Source organism: Streptomyces sp. CLCI03, from assembly GCF_053615355.1.
Map to the genome: position 1 here is coordinate 1,812,294 of NZ_CM132132.1, position 15,756 is coordinate 1,828,049.

Consider the following 15,756-nt stretch of genomic DNA (forward strand, 5'->3'; position numbering starts at 1 on the left):
GGGCGGGGTGCCGTAAGGGGCGGGGTGCCGTGTGTCAGGGCTTGATCGCTCCGAACCGTACGGACACCCCACCGGGGCCATCGGCCCCACCAACCCCACCGGACTCGGCCAATCCCTCCACCATCAACTCCCCCTCGGCGACGATCTCCTCCTCGGCCGCCTTCGGGACCTGGCCGAAGAGCTCGACGGTGAGGGCCCGCCCCTCCAGCTTCCACAGGCCGGCGAGGAACCCGTCCACGAGCAGGGTGCAGTGGGCCTGGTTCCCCGTCCACGTGCGCCCCTTGATCTCCGGGGCGACCACGCGGGTGCGGTCGGCGTGCGACAGCAGGAGGTTGTCGAACTCCGGGAGGAAGCGCGGCGGGGCCGGGGTGTCCGCGTCGGGGCGGGGGGCGTCGGGGAGGTCGAAGAGTTCCACGCCGTTCTCGTCCTGAAGAACAAGAAGAACCGGGCGCAGCCGCTCGAAGGCCTCGCGCAGCCGGGTCAGTCCGGCCCAGGTCTGCATGTCCTTGACGGAAGCGGGTCCGAAGGCGGCGAGGTAACGCAGTACGACATCGTCCACGGGCTGCGCGGTGCCGGCGGGCTTCCCGAGCCAGTTCTCGACGGTGGTGAGTCGGACCTGGCCGCTGCGGCCCCAGACGCCCCGCGGGGTGACCTGCACGAGCGGCAGCCGGCAGCGGGCGGCGACGGACAGGGACTGCGGGTCGGCGTCGGGCCATTCCTGGAGCAGTTCCTCTCGGATCTCGCCCATGGTGCGCGGCTCGCTCTCGACGAAGGCGCGGGCGCGCTCGGCGAGGTGGTCCAGATCGACTCCGGTGAGCCCCTTGCGGAAGTAGGTGACCTCGCGATCGCGGGCGGGCTGGACGAGGGGCCTGAGGGTCAGGGCGTCGTGGGCGGTGTGCGTGTGGATCGTCGACCGCATGGTGACCATCCGGACGACCTGGCGGGATTCCATGAGCCCGGCCAGCTCGGCGGGCCGGAAGTCGGCGAGCCGGGCGTGCAGCTGGAAGTAGGGCGGCTTCACGTTCTGCGCCTGCAGCCCGAGCAGGTGCGCGACGGCGTCCCCGGCGGACATCTCGGCGCGGCTGAGCAGCAACTGGCGGGCGAGCGTGGCACGGTTCAGAGCGCGGGTGTCGAGTACGGGGTGTGTCGTCCTGGAAGCCATGGCAGCAAACTAGCCCTCTTTGCGGACAGATCCGGTCCGCAACCACGATCCGAAGTGGGCCGAAAACCCCCCTGCTCGGCCCCGACCGCCCCTTTCTCCCCTATATCCTGCCCCTTGCCCGTAAACATACGTTGGACCGGGAGCTGACCTGCGATGTCGGAGCGTCCAGACCGCCGCCCCTCCCCGTCCGCCGCGAAGCGCGCGGGGTGGCGGCGCCCCGCCGACCCGACCGGCGCCACCCCTCCGGCAGGACCGCCGACCGGCCCGCAGCCCGCACCGGCGGCCCCCGCTCCCCCGAACCACCGCAGCGTGATCGACTCGGCCGTCTACCGCGACGGCCGCCGGATCGCCTCCCCCACCAGCCTCGCCGACACCTTCCGGCAGCTGCGCGAGGAGCCCGAGGGGATGGCCTGGATCGGGCTGCACCGCCCGACCCAGCCCGAACTGCACTCGCTGGCCGCCGAGTTCAACCTCCATGAACTCGCCGTCGAGGACGCGCTGGAAGCCCACCAGCGCCCCAAGCTGGAACGCTACGGCGACACCCTCTTCGTCGTCCTGCGCGCCGCCCGCTACCTCGACGCGCAGGAGGAGGTCGACTTCGCCGAGCTCCACATCTTCGTCGGCCCGGACTTCCTGATCACGGTCCGCCACGGCGGCGCCCCGGACCTCTCCGCGGTCCGCCGCCGGATGGAGGGCAACCCGGAACTCCTGTCCCTCGGCCCGGAGGCGGCCCTGTACGCCATCCTCGACGCGGTGGTCGACGGCTACGCCCCGGTCGTCGAGGGCGTCCAGACCGACATCGACGAGATCGAGACGGAGGTCTTCCGCGGCGACCCGGCGGTCTCCCGCCGCATCTACGAACTCTCCCGCGAGATGGTCGAGTTCCAACGCGCCACCCGCCCCCTGGTCGGCATGCTCCACGGCCTGATGGCGGGCTTCGCGAAGTACGGCACGGACGAGGAACTCCAGCGCTACCTCCGCGACGTGGCGGACCACGTGACGCACACGAGCGAGCGCGTCGACGGCTTCCGCCAGGCCCTCACGGAGATCCTGACGGTCAACGCCACCCTGGTCTCCCAACAACAGAACGCCGAGATGCGCGCCTTGGCCGAAGCGGGCTTCGAGCAGAACGAGGAGATCAAGAAGATCTCCTCCTGGGCCGCCATTCTCTTTGCACCCACACTCGTGGGAACCATCTACGGCATGAACTTCAAGGACATGCCGGAACTGGAGTGGGCCGCGGGGTACCCCTTCGCGATCCTGCTGATGGCAGTGATCTGCGTCAGCCTGTACGTCATCTTCAAGAAGCGCGACTGGCTGTAACGACCCACCTCACACGCTTGATCAACTTAGCGCAAGCGAACTTTGGACAACGCCCCCAGAGGCCCCGTGGGGAGAATCTGGGGAGAATGTGCGGCAGAGGGTGAACCGGGCACAGAAACCGCACCTCGCCGGGAGCAGCGCCCAGCACCGTCGCCCTGAATTCGACGCGACCATATATGCGCACGGCACGCTGCTTCGCGGTGCTACAGGGAGGACACCCTGCTGCCCGCCATGGCGAAGGGCGCGGCCGAGTCGGGCCGCCCGGTGCCCCGCATGGTCACCGTCGTGCACGCCGCCGTCGACCGCCCCGGGCGCCACGCCTACCGGCTCGCCTTCGCGGCCGCCCACGTCCACCTCGCCGGGCCGCACTACTGCGACATGCTGCGCCGCGCCGGCCTGCGCGTCCACCACAGCCGCCCGGGGCTCGGCGCCCGCGCCCTGGTCGATTCCGGAGTCTTCCTCTACGGCACGCCCGGGCACATCGCCGCACAGCTGGCCGAATTCGATCGGGCGGGGGTGGACGAAGTTGTCGTCAACGTCGCGGGAGTGTATTCCGAGCATGGCCGACCGGACGCCGTACGGGACCTCCAGGAGATCCTCGCGGCCTGCCGGGAGGCGACGAACTGACCCAGGAACGGGTGCGGAAGGCCGGGGCACGCCCGCGTGCCGCCCTCCCGTACGCGGTGAGGAGAGGCAAGACGGTGCCCGACGACATCGCCCGGTGGCTGAACGAGCACGCCAACCCCTTGAGCACCCTGGCCCCCGGCGCGCCGATGGAGGACCTGAGGCCCCTGGGCGAGGCCCTGCGGGAGACACGGATCGTCGGTCTGGGGGAATCGACCCACGGCACGGGCGAGTTCTTCCGGCTGAAGCACCGCATCGTGGAGTTCCTGGTCCGTGAGGAGGGGTTCACCGCCCTCGCCATGGAGGCCAGCCAGTCCGCCGCCCGCGCGCTCGACGGGTACGTCCGGTACGGCACGGGCTCCCCCGAACGGCTTGTCGCCAGGCTGGGCTTCTGGACCTGGCGCACCCGCGAGATGGTCGACCTCGTCGAGTGGCTGCGCGCCCACAACCGCGACCTGCACGAAGAGCGCCGGGTCCGCTTCGTGGGAACCGACCCCCAGCTCTGCGCCGACTCGGTCGAGGCCGTCGCCGCCTTTCTGCTCCGGGCTGCGCCCGATCAGGCCGGGCGCGTCAGCGCCCTGGACGTCCTGGCCCGGGCCCGCCCGGGCTCGCTTCCGGACCCGGACAAGGCCCTGATGCGACGCGCCGAGGAGATCGCCCGCCTCGTCGCGGACCACGCCGAGCGGCCGGGTCCCGGCGACGACGCCGGCGAGGCTCTGGAACACGCGCGGATCCTCGTCCGCGCCGCCGACCTGGTGACGCGGCCCTTCGCAGCCTCGGCCGGCGAGGACGGCGTGCTCGCCGCGCGTGACCGCTACATGGCCGAGGCCGTCGCACGGCTCGTGGACGACGACCCTGGTGCGCGCGTCATGGTCTGGGCACACAACGGGCACATCGCGAAGGGCACGTACGGGGACCAGGTGCCGGCCCTCGGCAGCAGGCTCCGCGAACGGTACGGCGACGCCTACTACGCGCTGGCCCTCCTCTTCGGCAAGGGGTCCTTCCTGGCCCGCCGCGGCAACGACCTCCAGCGCCCGCCGGTCCGACACCGCATCGGCGCCGGCCTCCGCTCACTGGAGGCCAGACTCACGCACGCCCTGCCCGGCGACTACTACGCGGACCTCCGCGCCGCGAGTTCCCCCACCGGCACCGCGCCCTGGCTGCACGCCCCGCACGCGCAGCGCAGCTTCGGCGCCAACGTCCAACGGTTCCTCTACCGCTTGAACACCGCCCCGCTCGTCCCGGCCGAGGACTATGACGGCATCGCGTTCGTAGCACGCTCGACCTGCTCCCACCTGCTGCCCCCGGCGGAGGACTGAGGTTCTCTCACGGCCACAGGTCGAGCGCGGCGTTCAGAGTGAGCTGCCACATCGGTTCGGCACCGGTGCCGAATGCCGCGGCGAGCCCGTACCCCACGGACGCGTCGTACGGGTCCCTGGCACGCTCGGACTCGCTCGCCGCCTCCCAGTCGGCCGACACGCGCCCGTCGCCGCTCGATGTGAAGACGCCGAGCAGCCGCTCGTCCCGCAGCAGCCGGCTGGTGCCGAGGGAGTCCGGAACCAGCAGATAGCTGCACTCCCGCGCCCTTGAGACGACCTCGACCCGGTACGAGCGCCGGGTCAGGAACCCCTTGGACGGCCGCAGGGTCTCCTCTGCACCGTCGACGAGCAGAGTCAGGTGCTCGGGGTCGCGCGTCCCGATCGGCACATGGCTCTCCGGCACGGTGTGCGGGGCCCGCCGGATCTCGACCGGCGGCAGACCGTCCCCGCTCACGCCCAGCGTCCCGCCCTCATGGTCGAGTTCGATCCGGACCGCGCCGAAGAGCGGATCGTCGGCGGGCTCGTACGCGTACGGATTCATCGGGACCCTTGCCTCCTGTTCATCCTGGTGATCGTCTTCCCCCAGTCTCGTCCGGACGCGGTGGGCCGGTTCCCTTTCCGGCCAGAGGCGGGCCCGTGGGCGACGGCCACCGGCTCCCGCCTCGCTGCCACTACGTCGCGTAGCCGGTCACGCCAGGCGCTTCGCGGTCCCGACCAGCGGCGATCCGTCTTCAGAGGCAGCCGCGGCTGGGGAGAATCCGGGGAGAACGAAGCCTCGTTGGGGAGCGGCTGGGGAGGATCGACCGTACAAACTGGCAGCACGGTGAAAGAGGCGGAAAGGCCAATCGTCGCAGGTCGAACCGTCTGTTCGGGCGATTTCCGCAGGTCAGCGGTGTGAGGGTGACGACTTCAAGAAGATCTCCGCCTGGGCCGCCATCCTCTTCGCCCCCACCCTGGTCGGCACGATCTACGGCATGAACTTCGAGACCATGCCTGAGTTGGGTTGGAGCTTCGGATACCCCCTTGCGATCTGCCTCATGGGGATGGTTTGCATCAGTTTGTACGTGATTTTCAAGCGGCGGGACTGGCTCTGAGCCCCTCGTATCCCGCTCAGTCGCACTTCGCACTTCGCTCTCGCGACACTCACAGGACGGCCCAGAAGCGGCCGTGGGGGGTCCCTGGGGAGAATGCATGCGGGTGATCTCCTCACCTTGCCTCAGACCGGCCCCTGACCAGGCCTTTTGTGACACTGACAGACCCTGGGGGGAATGTGGGGAGAATCGACTGGCAGCCAGCTGGTGCCTCGCGTCCGCCGCAACGGGCCCGTCCGAGTGCGCGTGGCTGCGGCCGGGAACTGCTGGCGGCCGAGCACGGCCGGACCAGACAGAGGCGACGGCAGGACTGAAAGCAATCGCCGCAGTCAGCCACGACCCCCGTACGCCGCTCGCCTCGATCAAGGTCTCGCGGTCGGGGCGATAGCGGGCAGAGTGGCTCCGAATTGCCCGAGTCTGTCTCCAGGTGCCGCAGGGGTGCTCCGGGTGGCTGGCCTTGCGGATCCCCGGCCGCCCGCTGGACGAGGACCCGGGGCGCGAGTGTGCCTCCGGTGGTCCCGTCCAGGACGGAGTACGGGATGCCAGACGTACTGCCCGGAGCACAGCAGGCGCAGTGCCCGAGTCCGACGTTTCAGAGCCGCGGCGCCTGTGCGGGGCCGTGCTCTACGGCGGGGCCCCGAAGCCTTCTCGGCTACCTCACCGAGGTGCCCCGCCGGCCCCAACCTGGAATCCTCCAAGCGGTAGCCGGACCTGGTGATGCGCCTCGTGGCTGTAGGTCCGCATACCAGTCACGATGTACACCTCGGATTCGGGCACATCACACGGCGGCGGAGTGCAGAGTCGCCTTCCCCACTACCTCGATCCCTGTGCGCTCGCCGGGGCGTGCGGCGGCAGGGGTGGGGACTCGGACGTCGATGGGCTGGTCAAGGCCGTCCACCGCAACCGTGACCATGGCGTCGTGGCCGTAGAAGCGGACGTCAGTCACCGTGCCACGGGCTTCGGCCCCATCCGGGTCGGTCAGTCGGAGCTGCTCAGGCCGGAGCAGCACCACGCCGTCGCGGACCCCGCGGGACCGATCCGTCAGCGGGATACGGCCGAGCGCGGTGGCCGCCGCGCCTTGGTCCGCGGTGCCGGTGACGAGGACCGCGTCACCGACGAATGCGGCCACCCAAGGGTCCGCGGGACGGCTGTACACCTCGTGCGGCGTGGCGCACTGGGCCACGCGGCCGTCCCGGACGACGGCGACGAGGTCGGCCGTGGAGAGGGCTTCCTGCTGGTCGTGGGTGACGAGCAGGGCGGTGGCTCCGGTGGCGCGCAGGGCTGCGCGCACGTCGGCCCGTACGCCGGCGCGCAGGGCGGCGTCGAGGGCGTTGAACGGCTCGTCGAGGAGGACCAGGGCGGGCTGCGGTGCCAGAGCCCGGGCCAGGGCGATGCGCTGCTGCTGGCCGCCGGACAGCTCGTGCGGCATGCGGTCGCCGTAGCCGGCCAGTCCGACGAGTTCGAGCATCTCTTCCGTGCGCCGGTGCCGGGTGGACCGGTCGAGGGTGGTCAGGCCGAAGGCGACGTTGCGGGCCACGCTCAGGTGCGGGAAGAGCGCGCCCTCCTGGGGCACGATGCCAATGCGGCGGCGTTCGGGCGGAAGGTGGACCCCGGGGCCGCTGAGCGCGCGTCCGTCGAGGGTGACGGTGCCCGCGTCGGCGCGCAGGAAGCCCGCGATGATGCGCAGCAGCGTGGTCTTGCCGCAGCCCGAGGGACCGAGGACCGCGGTCAGCGCGCCGCCGGGGACCGTGAGGTCGAGGCCGTCGAGGACCGGCGCCGCACCGGGGCCGTACGCCTTGGCCAGTCCGGCGATCTGCAGGTCGGTCATGTGCGGTGCCTTCCGAGGAGATAAGACGGGATGGCGGCCAGCAGGATCAGCGCAGCGGCGTAGGGCGCGGCGGCGGCGAAGGATCCGGTGCCGGTCTCCGTCCACAGGCGGGTGGCCAGGGTGTCCATTCCCGTGGGGCGCAGCAGGAGGGTGGCGGGGAGTTCCTTCATGCACACGACGAAGGTGAGCGCGGCTCCGGCGGCGACCCCGGGGGCGGCCAGCGGCACGGTCACCTCGCGCAGCACGCGCAGCGGGGAGCGGCCCAGCGAGCGGGCCACGTCCTCCAGGACGGGCGGGGACTGGAGCACGGCCGCGCGGGTCCCCGCGACGGCGACGGGCAGGAAGAGCACGGCGTACGCGCAGACCAGCAGCGGGAGTTCCTGGTAGACCGGTTCGGCGTAGCGGACCGCGAAGAAGACCAGGGACAGGGCCACCGTGATGCCCGGAAGCGCGTGCCCGGCGTAGGCCGACTGCTCCAGCAGTCGGGCGGTCCGGCCGCGGTACCGCGCGGCGATCACTCCGACCGGGAGGGCGAGCAGGGTGGTGAGCGCGGCTCCCGCGGCGGCGACGCCGAGGGTGGTGGCGGCGGTGTCGAGGAGCGTGGCCGGGTCCCAGGTCGCGGAGTTGCCGACGGCCAGCCAGTACCCGAGCGTCGCCAGCGGGGTGAGGACGGCGACGCCCGTGACCGCCGCGCACCAGGCCAGCGCGGGCACCCGCCAGCGGCCCAGCGCGGCGGGAACGGCGGGGCGGGCGGTGCCGCCGCCCGTTCTCGCGTGGCCGGCCCGGCCGCGGGTCCGCGCCTCGGCGGCGACCAGGGCGATCGTCATCACCACGAGGACGATGCTGAGGGCGGCGGCCGGGGTGCGGTCGAAGCTGGCCCGGTAGGAGGTGTAGATGCCGCGCGTGAAGGTGTCGTACCGCATCAGCGACACGGCGCCGAAGTCGGAGAACACGTACAGCGCCACGAGGACCGCCCCGCCGGCGGCGGCGGGCCGCACCTGCGGCAGCGTCACCCGCAGGAACGTCTTGAGCGGGCCGTGGCCGAGGGAGCGGGCTACCTCCCCCTGCGCCGGGTCGGTGCCGCGCAGGGCGGCGGTGACGGGCAGGTAGACGTACGGGAAGCTCACCGACGTCAGCGCGAGGGCCGACCCGGTGAAGCCGGCCAGCTCCGGGAAGGCGGACAGCCAGGCGAAGGCGGCGACGTAGCTCGGCACGGCCAGCGGCAGGGTCACCAGCACGGACCAGGCCCGGGCGCCGGGCAGGTCGGTGCGTACGGTCAGCCAAGCCAGGGAGACGCCCAGGACCAGGCAGGCCGAGACGACCACGACGGCCAGTCCGAGGCTGCGGCCTAGCAGTTGGGCGGTGCGCTCGTCGGCGATGACGTCCCAGGCGAAGGCCGGGCCGCGCTCCAGGGAGCGGACGGCGAGGTATCCGAGGGGCAGCAGGGCGAACACCGCGGCGACGGCCGCGGGAGCGAGCAGGATGACGGGAGGCCGGCGGCCGGCACGCCACCGCCCGCTCCGCGCGGTGGCGCCGTCCGGGCGGTGGGCAGTGGCGGGATCCGTCGGCGTGACGGGATCCGTGGAGGGCATGAGGGTCAGACCATCCCGGCTTCTTGGAGCATCTTCAGGGTCTCCTGAAGCGATTCCAGCTTCCCGAGGTCGATCTTCGGTGCGCCCAGGGAGGCCAGCGGCGGAAGGCCCTTGACCGTGCTGGTCACGCCCGAGGCCAGCGGGTACTCCTTGGTGTCCTCGGCGAAGTACTTCTGCGCCTTCTCCGAGAGCAGGAAGTCGACGGCCTTCTGGGCGACCGGCGCCTGGTCGGTTCCCTTGACGATGGCGACACCGGCGGTGTTGACGAGGCCACCCGCGTCACCACCGGGGAGGAAGTGGATCTTCGCCTTGACCTTCGCCTCGCCCTTCTCGGCGACCTGCTCGTACCAGTAGTAGTGGTTGACCAGCCCGAGCGAGACCTCGCCCTTGCCGACCGCCTCCAGCACCTTGAGGTTGTTGTCGTACACCTTCGGCTCGTTGGCCTTCAGGCCCTTCAACCAGGTGCGGGTGGCGTCGTCGCCCTCCAGGACGCGCATGCCGGTGACGAAGGCCTGGAAGGAGGCGTTCGTCGGGACGTAGCCGACCTTCCCCTTCCACTCCGGCTTGACCAGATCGTGAACGGTGTCCGGGACCTTGGAGACCTGTCCCGGGTTGTACGCGAGGACGCGGACCCGCCCGGAGGTGCCCACCCAGTCGCCCGCGCCGCCGCGGAAGCCGGGGTCCACCTTGTCGAGGGACGCCTGCGGAAGCTTCTCCAGCATGCCCTTGGTGGACAGGGCCCCGAGGGCGCCGGCGTCCTGGGAGAAGAACAGCCCGGCCTTGGTCTTGCCGCCCTCTTCCTGGATCTGGGCGGCGAGTTCGGCGCTCTCGCCGTAGCGGACGGCGACCGTGGTGCCGACGGCCTTCTCCAGCTCGTCCAGGAGCGGCTTGACCAGCTTCTCGTTGCGGCCCGAGTAGATGACGAGCCCTGCGTCGTCCTCGTCGACGCCGCAGCCTGCAACGGCGGGGAGGAGGAGTGCCGCCGCGAAGAGCGCGGTCAGGCGTCGGACCAAGGGGCGTCGCATGGGAAGCCTTCCTGCAAGGGCAGCGGAGAACCGGGTAATGCCCCATAAGTAAGGTAAAGCTAACCTAAAGGTCAAGGGTGATGCACGCAACAGTTCGACCGCGCCCACCCATCGGCGGAGCCGACCCTACCGCTTATTTTTCTATGGATCTTCCATGAGTCATCTGTGACTTTCCTGTGACTATCCGGTGAGGTAAGGCATTCCTAAAATGCGCCCGTGACAGTCCTTCCCGACCTACTCCCAGGCACCGCGTCCGTCCCGTTCGCCCTCGGCCTCGCCGCCCACGGCGACCGGACCGCCGTCATCACGGCCGACGGCACGGTCAGCTATGCCGAGTTGGCCGTACGAGTGGACAGGACGGCCCGCCGCCTCGGCCGGGAACGCCGCCTGGTCCTGCTGGTCGGTACCAACACCGTCGACGCCATCGTCGTCCACCTCGCCGCCCTCGCGGCCGGGCACCCCGTCCTCCTGGTACCGGGCGACCACCCCGAAGCCGTCCAGTCCTTGATCGACGCGTACGACCCGGACGTCGTGGCCCGCCCCGAGGGCGAGGACATGCTGCTCGACGAGCGGCGCGAGGTCTCGGCACACGACCTGCACCCGGACCTCGCCCTGCTGCTCAGCACCTCGGGCTCGACCGGATCACCGAAGCTCGTCCGGCTGTCGCACGAGAACCTCCAGACCAACGCGGAGTCCATCGCCCAGTACCTGGACATCCGGGACACCGACCGCGCCGCGACCACCCTGCCCCTGCACTACTGCTACGGCCTGTCCGTCGTGCACAGCCACCTCCTGCGCGGCGCCGGACTGATCCTGACCGACCTGTCGGTCGCCGACACCTGCTTCTGGGAGCTCTTCAAAGCCGCGCGAGGGACGGCCCTCGCCGGGGTTCCCTACACCTTCGACCTGCTCGACCGGGTCGGCTTCGCCGCCATGGAACTGCCCCACCTGCGCTACGTCACCCAGGCGGGCGGGCGCCTGGCACCCGACCAGGTCCGCCGCTACGCCGCACTCGGCCGCGCAGCCGGCTGGAAGCTCTTCGTGATGTACGGCCAGACCGAGGCGACGGCCCGCATGGCCTACCTGCCGCCGCACCTCGCGGAATCCCGCCCCGAGGCGGCAGGGATCCCCATCCCCGGCGGCTCCTTCCGCCTTCGGCCGCTACTCGACAGCGCCGACGGCCCTGACTGCACCGATGGCACCGATGGCACCGATGGCACCGATGGCACCGACGACGACACCGGCGAACTGGTCTACTCGGGCCCCAACGTCATGCTCGGCTATGCCCGTTCCCCGGGCGACCTCGCGCTGGGCCGGACCGTGCACGAACTCCGCACCGGCGACATCGCGCGCCGCTCGCCCGACGGGCTGTACGAGATCGTCGGCCGGAGCAGCCGGTTCGCGAAGATCCTCGGCCTGCGCATCGACCCCGGGCAGGTCGAGGCGATGCTCGCCCGGCACGGCGTCAGCGCCCTGTGCACCGGCGACGACGAGGCACTGCGCATCGCGGCCGTCGGCGGCCACGACCGGGACGCCCGCCGGATAGCCCGGCGCGTGGCCCGCGACTGCAGTCTGCCGGCCCGCGCCGTCCATGTCCGCGTCCTGGCCACCCTCCCCCGCCTCCCCTCGGGCAAGCCCGACTACCGGGCCGTGCGCAACCTGACCCGTCAGGCGCCCGACAGCACCACTGACACCACCACCCGCCCCGCGGCCACGCCGGACGGCGCCCCCGAACCCCTACACCTGCTCTACGCACGGGTCCTCGACCGCTCGGACGTGACGGACGACAGCTCCTTCGTCAGCCTGGGCGGCGATTCGCTCTCGTACGTGGAGATGTCGATCCAGCTCGAAGAGCGGCTCGGTCACCTGCCGGCCGGCTGGCACACGACACCGATCCGGGACCTCAGGCCGCCCGAGCACGCGGACACCTCCCGCAGGCGGACCCTGGAGACGAGCGTCGCGCTCCGCGCCCTGGCCATCTTCTGCATCGTCGGCTCGCACATCCAGGTGTTCGGCATCAAGGGCGGGGCGCACATCCTGCTCGCGGTCGCCGGATACAACTTCGCCCGCTTCCAGCTCACTTCTGCCGAACGGCGCGTACGCGTACGCCGGGGCTGGACCAGCCTCGCCCGCGTCGCGCTGCCGAGCATGGCCTGGATCGGCCTGATCCTGCTCCTCAACGACGACTACACGCTCGCCAATCTCTTCCTGCTCGACAGCGTCATGGGCCCCGCCGGCCTCAAGACCGGTATGCACTTCTGGTTCATCGAGGCCCTCGTCTACATCCTGATCGCCGCCGTCGGCCTCCTGGGCCTGCCCGCAGCCGACCGGGCGGAGCGCCGGTTCCCGTACGCCCTGCCCCTGGCCCTCGCCGGCCTGGGACTCCTCACCCGGTACGACCTCGTCGGGCTGCCGGAGCGCGAGCACATCCCCGACGCCGTCACCGTCTTCTGGCTGTTCGCCCTCGGCTGGGCCGCCGCCAAGGCCGCCACCGTGCGACAGCGCCTCCTGGTCACCCTCGCGGCCCTGGCCACCGTGCCGGGCTTCTTCCCCGGCGACCCCGGGCGCGAGGCGATTGTCGTCGCCGGATTCGTGCTCCTGGTGTGGGTGCCCAGCCTCCCCAGCTGGGAGCGCCTGAACCAACTGGCCGGCCTCCTCGCGACCAGCTCCCTGTACATCTACCTGACCCACTGGCAAATCTTCCCGCTCATCGACGGGTTCTCCCGGCACCTGGCGTTCTTGGCCTCGCTCCTCTTCGGCATCGCCTACGCGGCCGGCGCCGCCCGCCTGATGCGAGGACTGTCGGCACGCAGAGGGGCTCGCGCCTCGGCGGATTCCTGACCCGCGGAGCGACTGGTCGGTTGGGCCGCTCGCCGGCGCTGTTGTGGTGCACAAGGGGTGGCTCCCGCAGGGATCACGGTCCCAGCCAGCCAGCGGCAATACGCCGCCGGGGACTGCCTCTGCTGGGGGGAATCTGGGGGGAATGAGGCCTCGCTGGGGGGGGCGGCTGGGGAGAATCGGCTGCATGAACGGGCAGCAGGATGAAAGACTCGGAAACGTCGATCACTCCAGGTCAGACCACTCGTGCAGCCGATTTACGCAGGTCAGCGGTGTGAGGGTGACGACTTCAAGAAGATCTCCGCCTGGGCCGCCATCCTCTTCGCCCCCACCCTGGTCGGCACGATCTACGGCATGAACTTCGAGGACATGCCGGAGCTGAAGTGGGCAGGCGGCTACCCCTTCGCGATCCTGCTGATGGCAGTGGTCTGCGTCAGCCTGTACGTCATCTTCAAGAAGCGCGACTGGCTGTAGACCGTGCATCCGCACCCTTGATCGACCTGGCTCTTGCGAACACCTGAAAGCGGCCCGTAGCGCGTCGATGTCCGGGCACATCGCCGCGCAGCCGGCCGAATACGCTCGGGCGGGGGTGGAGGAAGTTGTCGTCGGCGTCGCGGGAGTGTATTCCGGGCAGGGCCGACCGGACGCCGAACGGGACCTTCAGGAGATCCTCGCGGCCTGCCGGGAAGCGACCAACTGGCCCATGAACGGGTGCGGGAGGCCGGGGCGCGACCGTGGGCCGCCTCCCGCACGTGGTGAGGAGAGGCAAGACGGTGCCCGACGACATCGCCCGATGGCTGAACGAGCACGCCAACCCCCTGAGCACCCTGACCCCGGGCGCGCCGGTGGAGGATCTGAAGCCCCTGGGCGAGGCACTGCGGGAGACACGGATCGTCGGTCTGGGCGAATCCACGCACGGTACGGCCGAGTTCTTCCGGCTGAAGCACCGCATCGTGGAGTTCCTGGTCCGTGAGGAGGGGTTCACCACCCTGGCCATGGAGGCCAGTCAGTCCGCCGCCCGCGCGCTCGACGCGTACGTCCGGTACGGCGTGGGCTCCCCCGAACGGCTTGTCGCCAGGCTGGGCTTCTGGACCTGGCGCACCCGCGAGATGGTCGACCTCGTCGAGTGGCTGCGCGCCCACAACCGCGACCTGCCGGAAGGACGCCGGATCCGCTTCGTGGGAACCGACCCCCAGCTCTGCGCCGACTCGGTCGAGGCCGTCGCCGCCTTTCTGCTCCGGGCTGCGCCCGATCAGGCCGGACGCGTCGGCGACGTGGGCGTACTGGCGCGGGCCCGCCCGGGCTCGCTTCCGGACCCGGACAAGGCCCTGATGCGGCGCGCCGAGGAGGTCGCGCGCCTCGTCGCGGACCACGTCGAACGGTCGGGTCCCGGCGACGACGCCGAAGAGGTGCTGGAACACGCGCGGATCCTGGTCCGCGCCGCCGACCTGGTGACCCTGCCCTTGGCAGCCTCGGCCGGCGAGGACGGCGTGTACGCCGCGCGTGACCGCTACATGGCCGAGGCCGTCGCACGGCTCGTGGACGACGACCCTGGTCCGCGCGTCATGGTCTGGGCACACAACGGGCACATCGCGAAGGGCACGTACGGGGACCAGGTGCCGGCCCTCGGCAGCAGACTCCGCGAACGGTACGGCGACGCCTACTACGCGCTGGCCCTCCTCTTCGGCAAGGGCTCCTTCCTGGCCCGCCGCGGCACCGACCTCCGGCGCCCGCCGATCCGCCACCGCATCGGCACCGGCATGCGCTCCCTGGAGGCCAGACTCACGCACGCGGTACCCGGCGACTTCTACGCGGACCTCCGCGCCGCCGGTTCCGCCGCCGACGCCGCGTCCTGGCTTCACGCCCCGCACGCGCAGCGCAGCTTCGGCGCCAACGTCCAACCCTTCCTGTACCGCTTGAACACCGCACCGCTCGTCCCCGCCGAGGACTACGACGGCATCGCCTTCGTCGCCCGCTCGACCTGCTCCCACCTGCTGCCCCCGGTGGAGGACCGAGGTTCGCTCACGGGGTGAGGTGCTCGGGGTCGCGCGTCCCGATCGGCACATGGCTCTCCGGCACGGTGTGCGGGGCCCGCCGGATCTCGACCGGCGGCAGACCGTCCCCGCGCACGTCCAGCGCCCCGGCCTCGTGGTCGAGTTCGATCCGGACCGCGCCGAAGAGCGGATCGTCGGCGGGCACGTAGGCGTACGGATTCATCGGGACCCTTGCCTCCTGCTCATCCTGGTGATCGTCTTCCCCCGGTCTCGTCCGGACGTGCGGGGCCGCCTCCCTTTCCGGCCGGCGGCAGTCCTGTGGGCGGGGGCGGCGCAGCCGCTTGACGTCGAGGGCGTCCGGGCGCGAGTCGTCGCGCCGCCGCGCCCCCACGGTCGCGAGCATGCCCTCCCAAGGCTTCGAGGACATGCCGGAACTCAAGTGGGTAGGCGGGCACCCGATGCGCCGGGTACGCGGAACCCCAGGGCGCTCGACGCCGCCTCGGAGACGGCGCGCAGGGTCGGCAGGTCTTCAGCAGGCATCGAGAATCCGTGGCCGCCGGCATGCTCGACGAATTCCGCCGGAAGTGCGAGGTTGTACCGCTCGATGTAAGCGGCGAGGTCCACGCGCCAGACGAAACGGCCGTCGGACAGCAGCGACGATCCGCCGGGCACGCGGAAGGTGCCCTCGATGACATCGATCGTCGACTCCATGATGTCGAAGATCGGGTGTCCGGAGTCGAGGTATCGCTTGACCTCAGCCTTCGGGTAGGGCGTCCGATCCCGCACCTTGTCCTCGATGGGTTCGCGGAACACGGCAGCGTTCTCCGGGTCCATCTCCCGGTAGAAACCGATCATTTCCATTCGGGTCGTATTCCTTCCGACACGGGGAGGACCATCCTCCGGCAACCGTCCTTGTCGACGGGTTTCCTCGGGAGAGGATGATGCGATCGCCGTGAGGCG

At 71.0% G+C, this 15,756-nt stretch carries 12 protein-coding genes and 2 pseudogenes; 7 read left to right on the top strand and 7 right to left on the bottom strand.

All coding sequences use genetic code 11. The features are described from left to right. Nucleotides 1-34: 34 nt before the first annotated feature. Nucleotides 35-1,162 carry a winged helix DNA-binding domain-containing protein gene (locus tag ACWG52_RS08295; RefSeq protein ID WP_453128327.1) on the bottom strand — a complete coding sequence of 376 codons (1,128 nt, stop codon included), beginning with the start codon at nucleotides 1,160-1,162 and terminating at the stop codon, nucleotides 35-37. Nucleotides 1,163-1,315: 153 nt separating this feature from the next. Here ACWG52_RS08295 and ACWG52_RS08300 point away from each other — a divergent pair, with 153 nt between their 5' ends. The 3 genes from ACWG52_RS08300 to ACWG52_RS08310 all read left to right on the top strand — a co-directional run bounded on the left by ACWG52_RS08300 (nucleotide 1,316) and on the right by ACWG52_RS08310 (nucleotide 4,428). Beyond that, the gene (locus tag ACWG52_RS08300) at nucleotides 1,316-2,485 is read left to right on the top strand and encodes a magnesium and cobalt transport protein CorA (RefSeq protein ID WP_453128330.1); all 1,170 of its coding nucleotides are present in this window, start codon (nucleotides 1,316-1,318) and stop codon (nucleotides 2,483-2,485) included. A gap of 231 nt (nucleotides 2,486-2,716) precedes the next feature. After that, nucleotides 2,717-3,112, top strand: a complete 396-nt coding sequence (locus tag ACWG52_RS08305; protein ID WP_390169257.1) for a hypothetical protein — start codon at nucleotides 2,717-2,719, stop codon at nucleotides 3,110-3,112. A 74-nt stretch (nucleotides 3,113-3,186) separates the two neighbouring features. Then, complete coding sequence (locus ACWG52_RS08310; RefSeq protein WP_453128332.1) at nucleotides 3,187-4,428, top strand: erythromycin esterase family protein; 1,242 nt, start codon at nucleotides 3,187-3,189, stop codon at nucleotides 4,426-4,428. A 7-nt stretch (nucleotides 4,429-4,435) separates the two neighbouring features. Here the strand turns inward: ACWG52_RS08310 and ACWG52_RS08315 are convergent, their stop codons facing one another. Beyond that, complete coding sequence (locus ACWG52_RS08315) at nucleotides 4,436-4,969, bottom strand: hypothetical protein (RefSeq protein WP_453128334.1); 534 nt, start codon at nucleotides 4,967-4,969, stop codon at nucleotides 4,436-4,438. 367 nt (nucleotides 4,970-5,336) lie between these two features. On the opposite strand from ACWG52_RS08315, the pseudogene ACWG52_RS08320 reads away from it, so the two are divergent. Beyond that, nucleotides 5,337-5,522, top strand: a pseudogene (locus ACWG52_RS08320) (CorA family divalent cation transporter); the annotation flags it as partial. Between the two features lie 775 nt (nucleotides 5,523-6,297). On the opposite strand, the gene ACWG52_RS08325 reads toward ACWG52_RS08320, so the two are convergent. Genes ACWG52_RS08325 through ACWG52_RS08335 form a run of 3 tightly spaced genes read right to left on the bottom strand, consistent with a single transcriptional unit; the run spans nucleotide 6,298 to nucleotide 9,964 of the window. Next, on the bottom strand, nucleotides 6,298-7,347 hold the full coding sequence (locus ACWG52_RS08325) for an ABC transporter ATP-binding protein (protein ID WP_389814093.1): 1,050 nt from the start codon (nucleotides 7,345-7,347) through the stop codon (nucleotides 6,298-6,300). Then, nucleotides 7,344-8,939 carry an ABC transporter permease gene (locus tag ACWG52_RS08330; RefSeq protein ID WP_453128337.1) on the bottom strand — a complete coding sequence of 532 codons (1,596 nt, stop codon included), beginning with the start codon at nucleotides 8,937-8,939 and terminating at the stop codon, nucleotides 7,344-7,346. The genes ACWG52_RS08325 and ACWG52_RS08330 overlap by 4 nt, the downstream gene beginning before the upstream one ends. Nucleotides 8,940-8,944: 5 nt before the next feature. After that, nucleotides 8,945-9,964 carry an iron ABC transporter substrate-binding protein gene (locus ACWG52_RS08335; RefSeq protein ID WP_389814087.1) on the bottom strand — a complete coding sequence of 340 codons (1,020 nt, stop codon included), beginning with the start codon at nucleotides 9,962-9,964 and terminating at the stop codon, nucleotides 8,945-8,947. A 216-nt stretch (nucleotides 9,965-10,180) separates the two neighbouring features. On the opposite strand from ACWG52_RS08335, the gene ACWG52_RS08340 reads away from it, so the two are divergent. The 3 genes and pseudogenes from ACWG52_RS08340 to ACWG52_RS08350 all read left to right on the top strand — a co-directional run bounded on the left by ACWG52_RS08340 (nucleotide 10,181) and on the right by ACWG52_RS08350 (nucleotide 14,835). Next, nucleotides 10,181-12,805 carry an AMP-binding protein gene (locus ACWG52_RS08340; protein WP_453128339.1) on the top strand — a complete coding sequence of 875 codons (2,625 nt, stop codon included), beginning with the start codon at nucleotides 10,181-10,183 and terminating at the stop codon, nucleotides 12,803-12,805. Nucleotides 12,806-13,090: 285 nt separating this feature from the next. Further along, nucleotides 13,091-13,276 (top strand): annotated as a pseudogene (locus ACWG52_RS08345) (CorA family divalent cation transporter); the annotation flags it as partial. A gap of 299 nt (nucleotides 13,277-13,575) precedes the next feature. After that, entirely contained in the window at nucleotides 13,576-14,835 is a 1,260-nt protein-coding gene (locus ACWG52_RS08350) for an erythromycin esterase family protein (protein WP_453128340.1), read from the top strand. Here the strand turns inward: ACWG52_RS08350 and ACWG52_RS08355 are convergent. Together ACWG52_RS08355 and ACWG52_RS08360 are read right to left on the bottom strand one after the other, a co-directional pair. Further along, nucleotides 14,825-15,223 carry a hypothetical protein gene (locus tag ACWG52_RS08355; RefSeq protein WP_390169253.1) on the bottom strand — a complete coding sequence of 133 codons (399 nt, stop codon included), beginning with the start codon at nucleotides 15,221-15,223 and terminating at the stop codon, nucleotides 14,825-14,827. The genes ACWG52_RS08350 and ACWG52_RS08355 overlap by 11 nt on opposite strands. An 8-nt stretch (nucleotides 15,224-15,231) precedes the next feature. Beyond that, nucleotides 15,232-15,630: a hypothetical protein gene (locus tag ACWG52_RS08360; protein WP_389814071.1), complete on the bottom strand. Its 399-nt coding sequence runs from the start codon at nucleotides 15,628-15,630 to the stop codon at nucleotides 15,232-15,234. Between the last annotated feature and the right edge of the window lie 126 nt (nucleotides 15,631-15,756).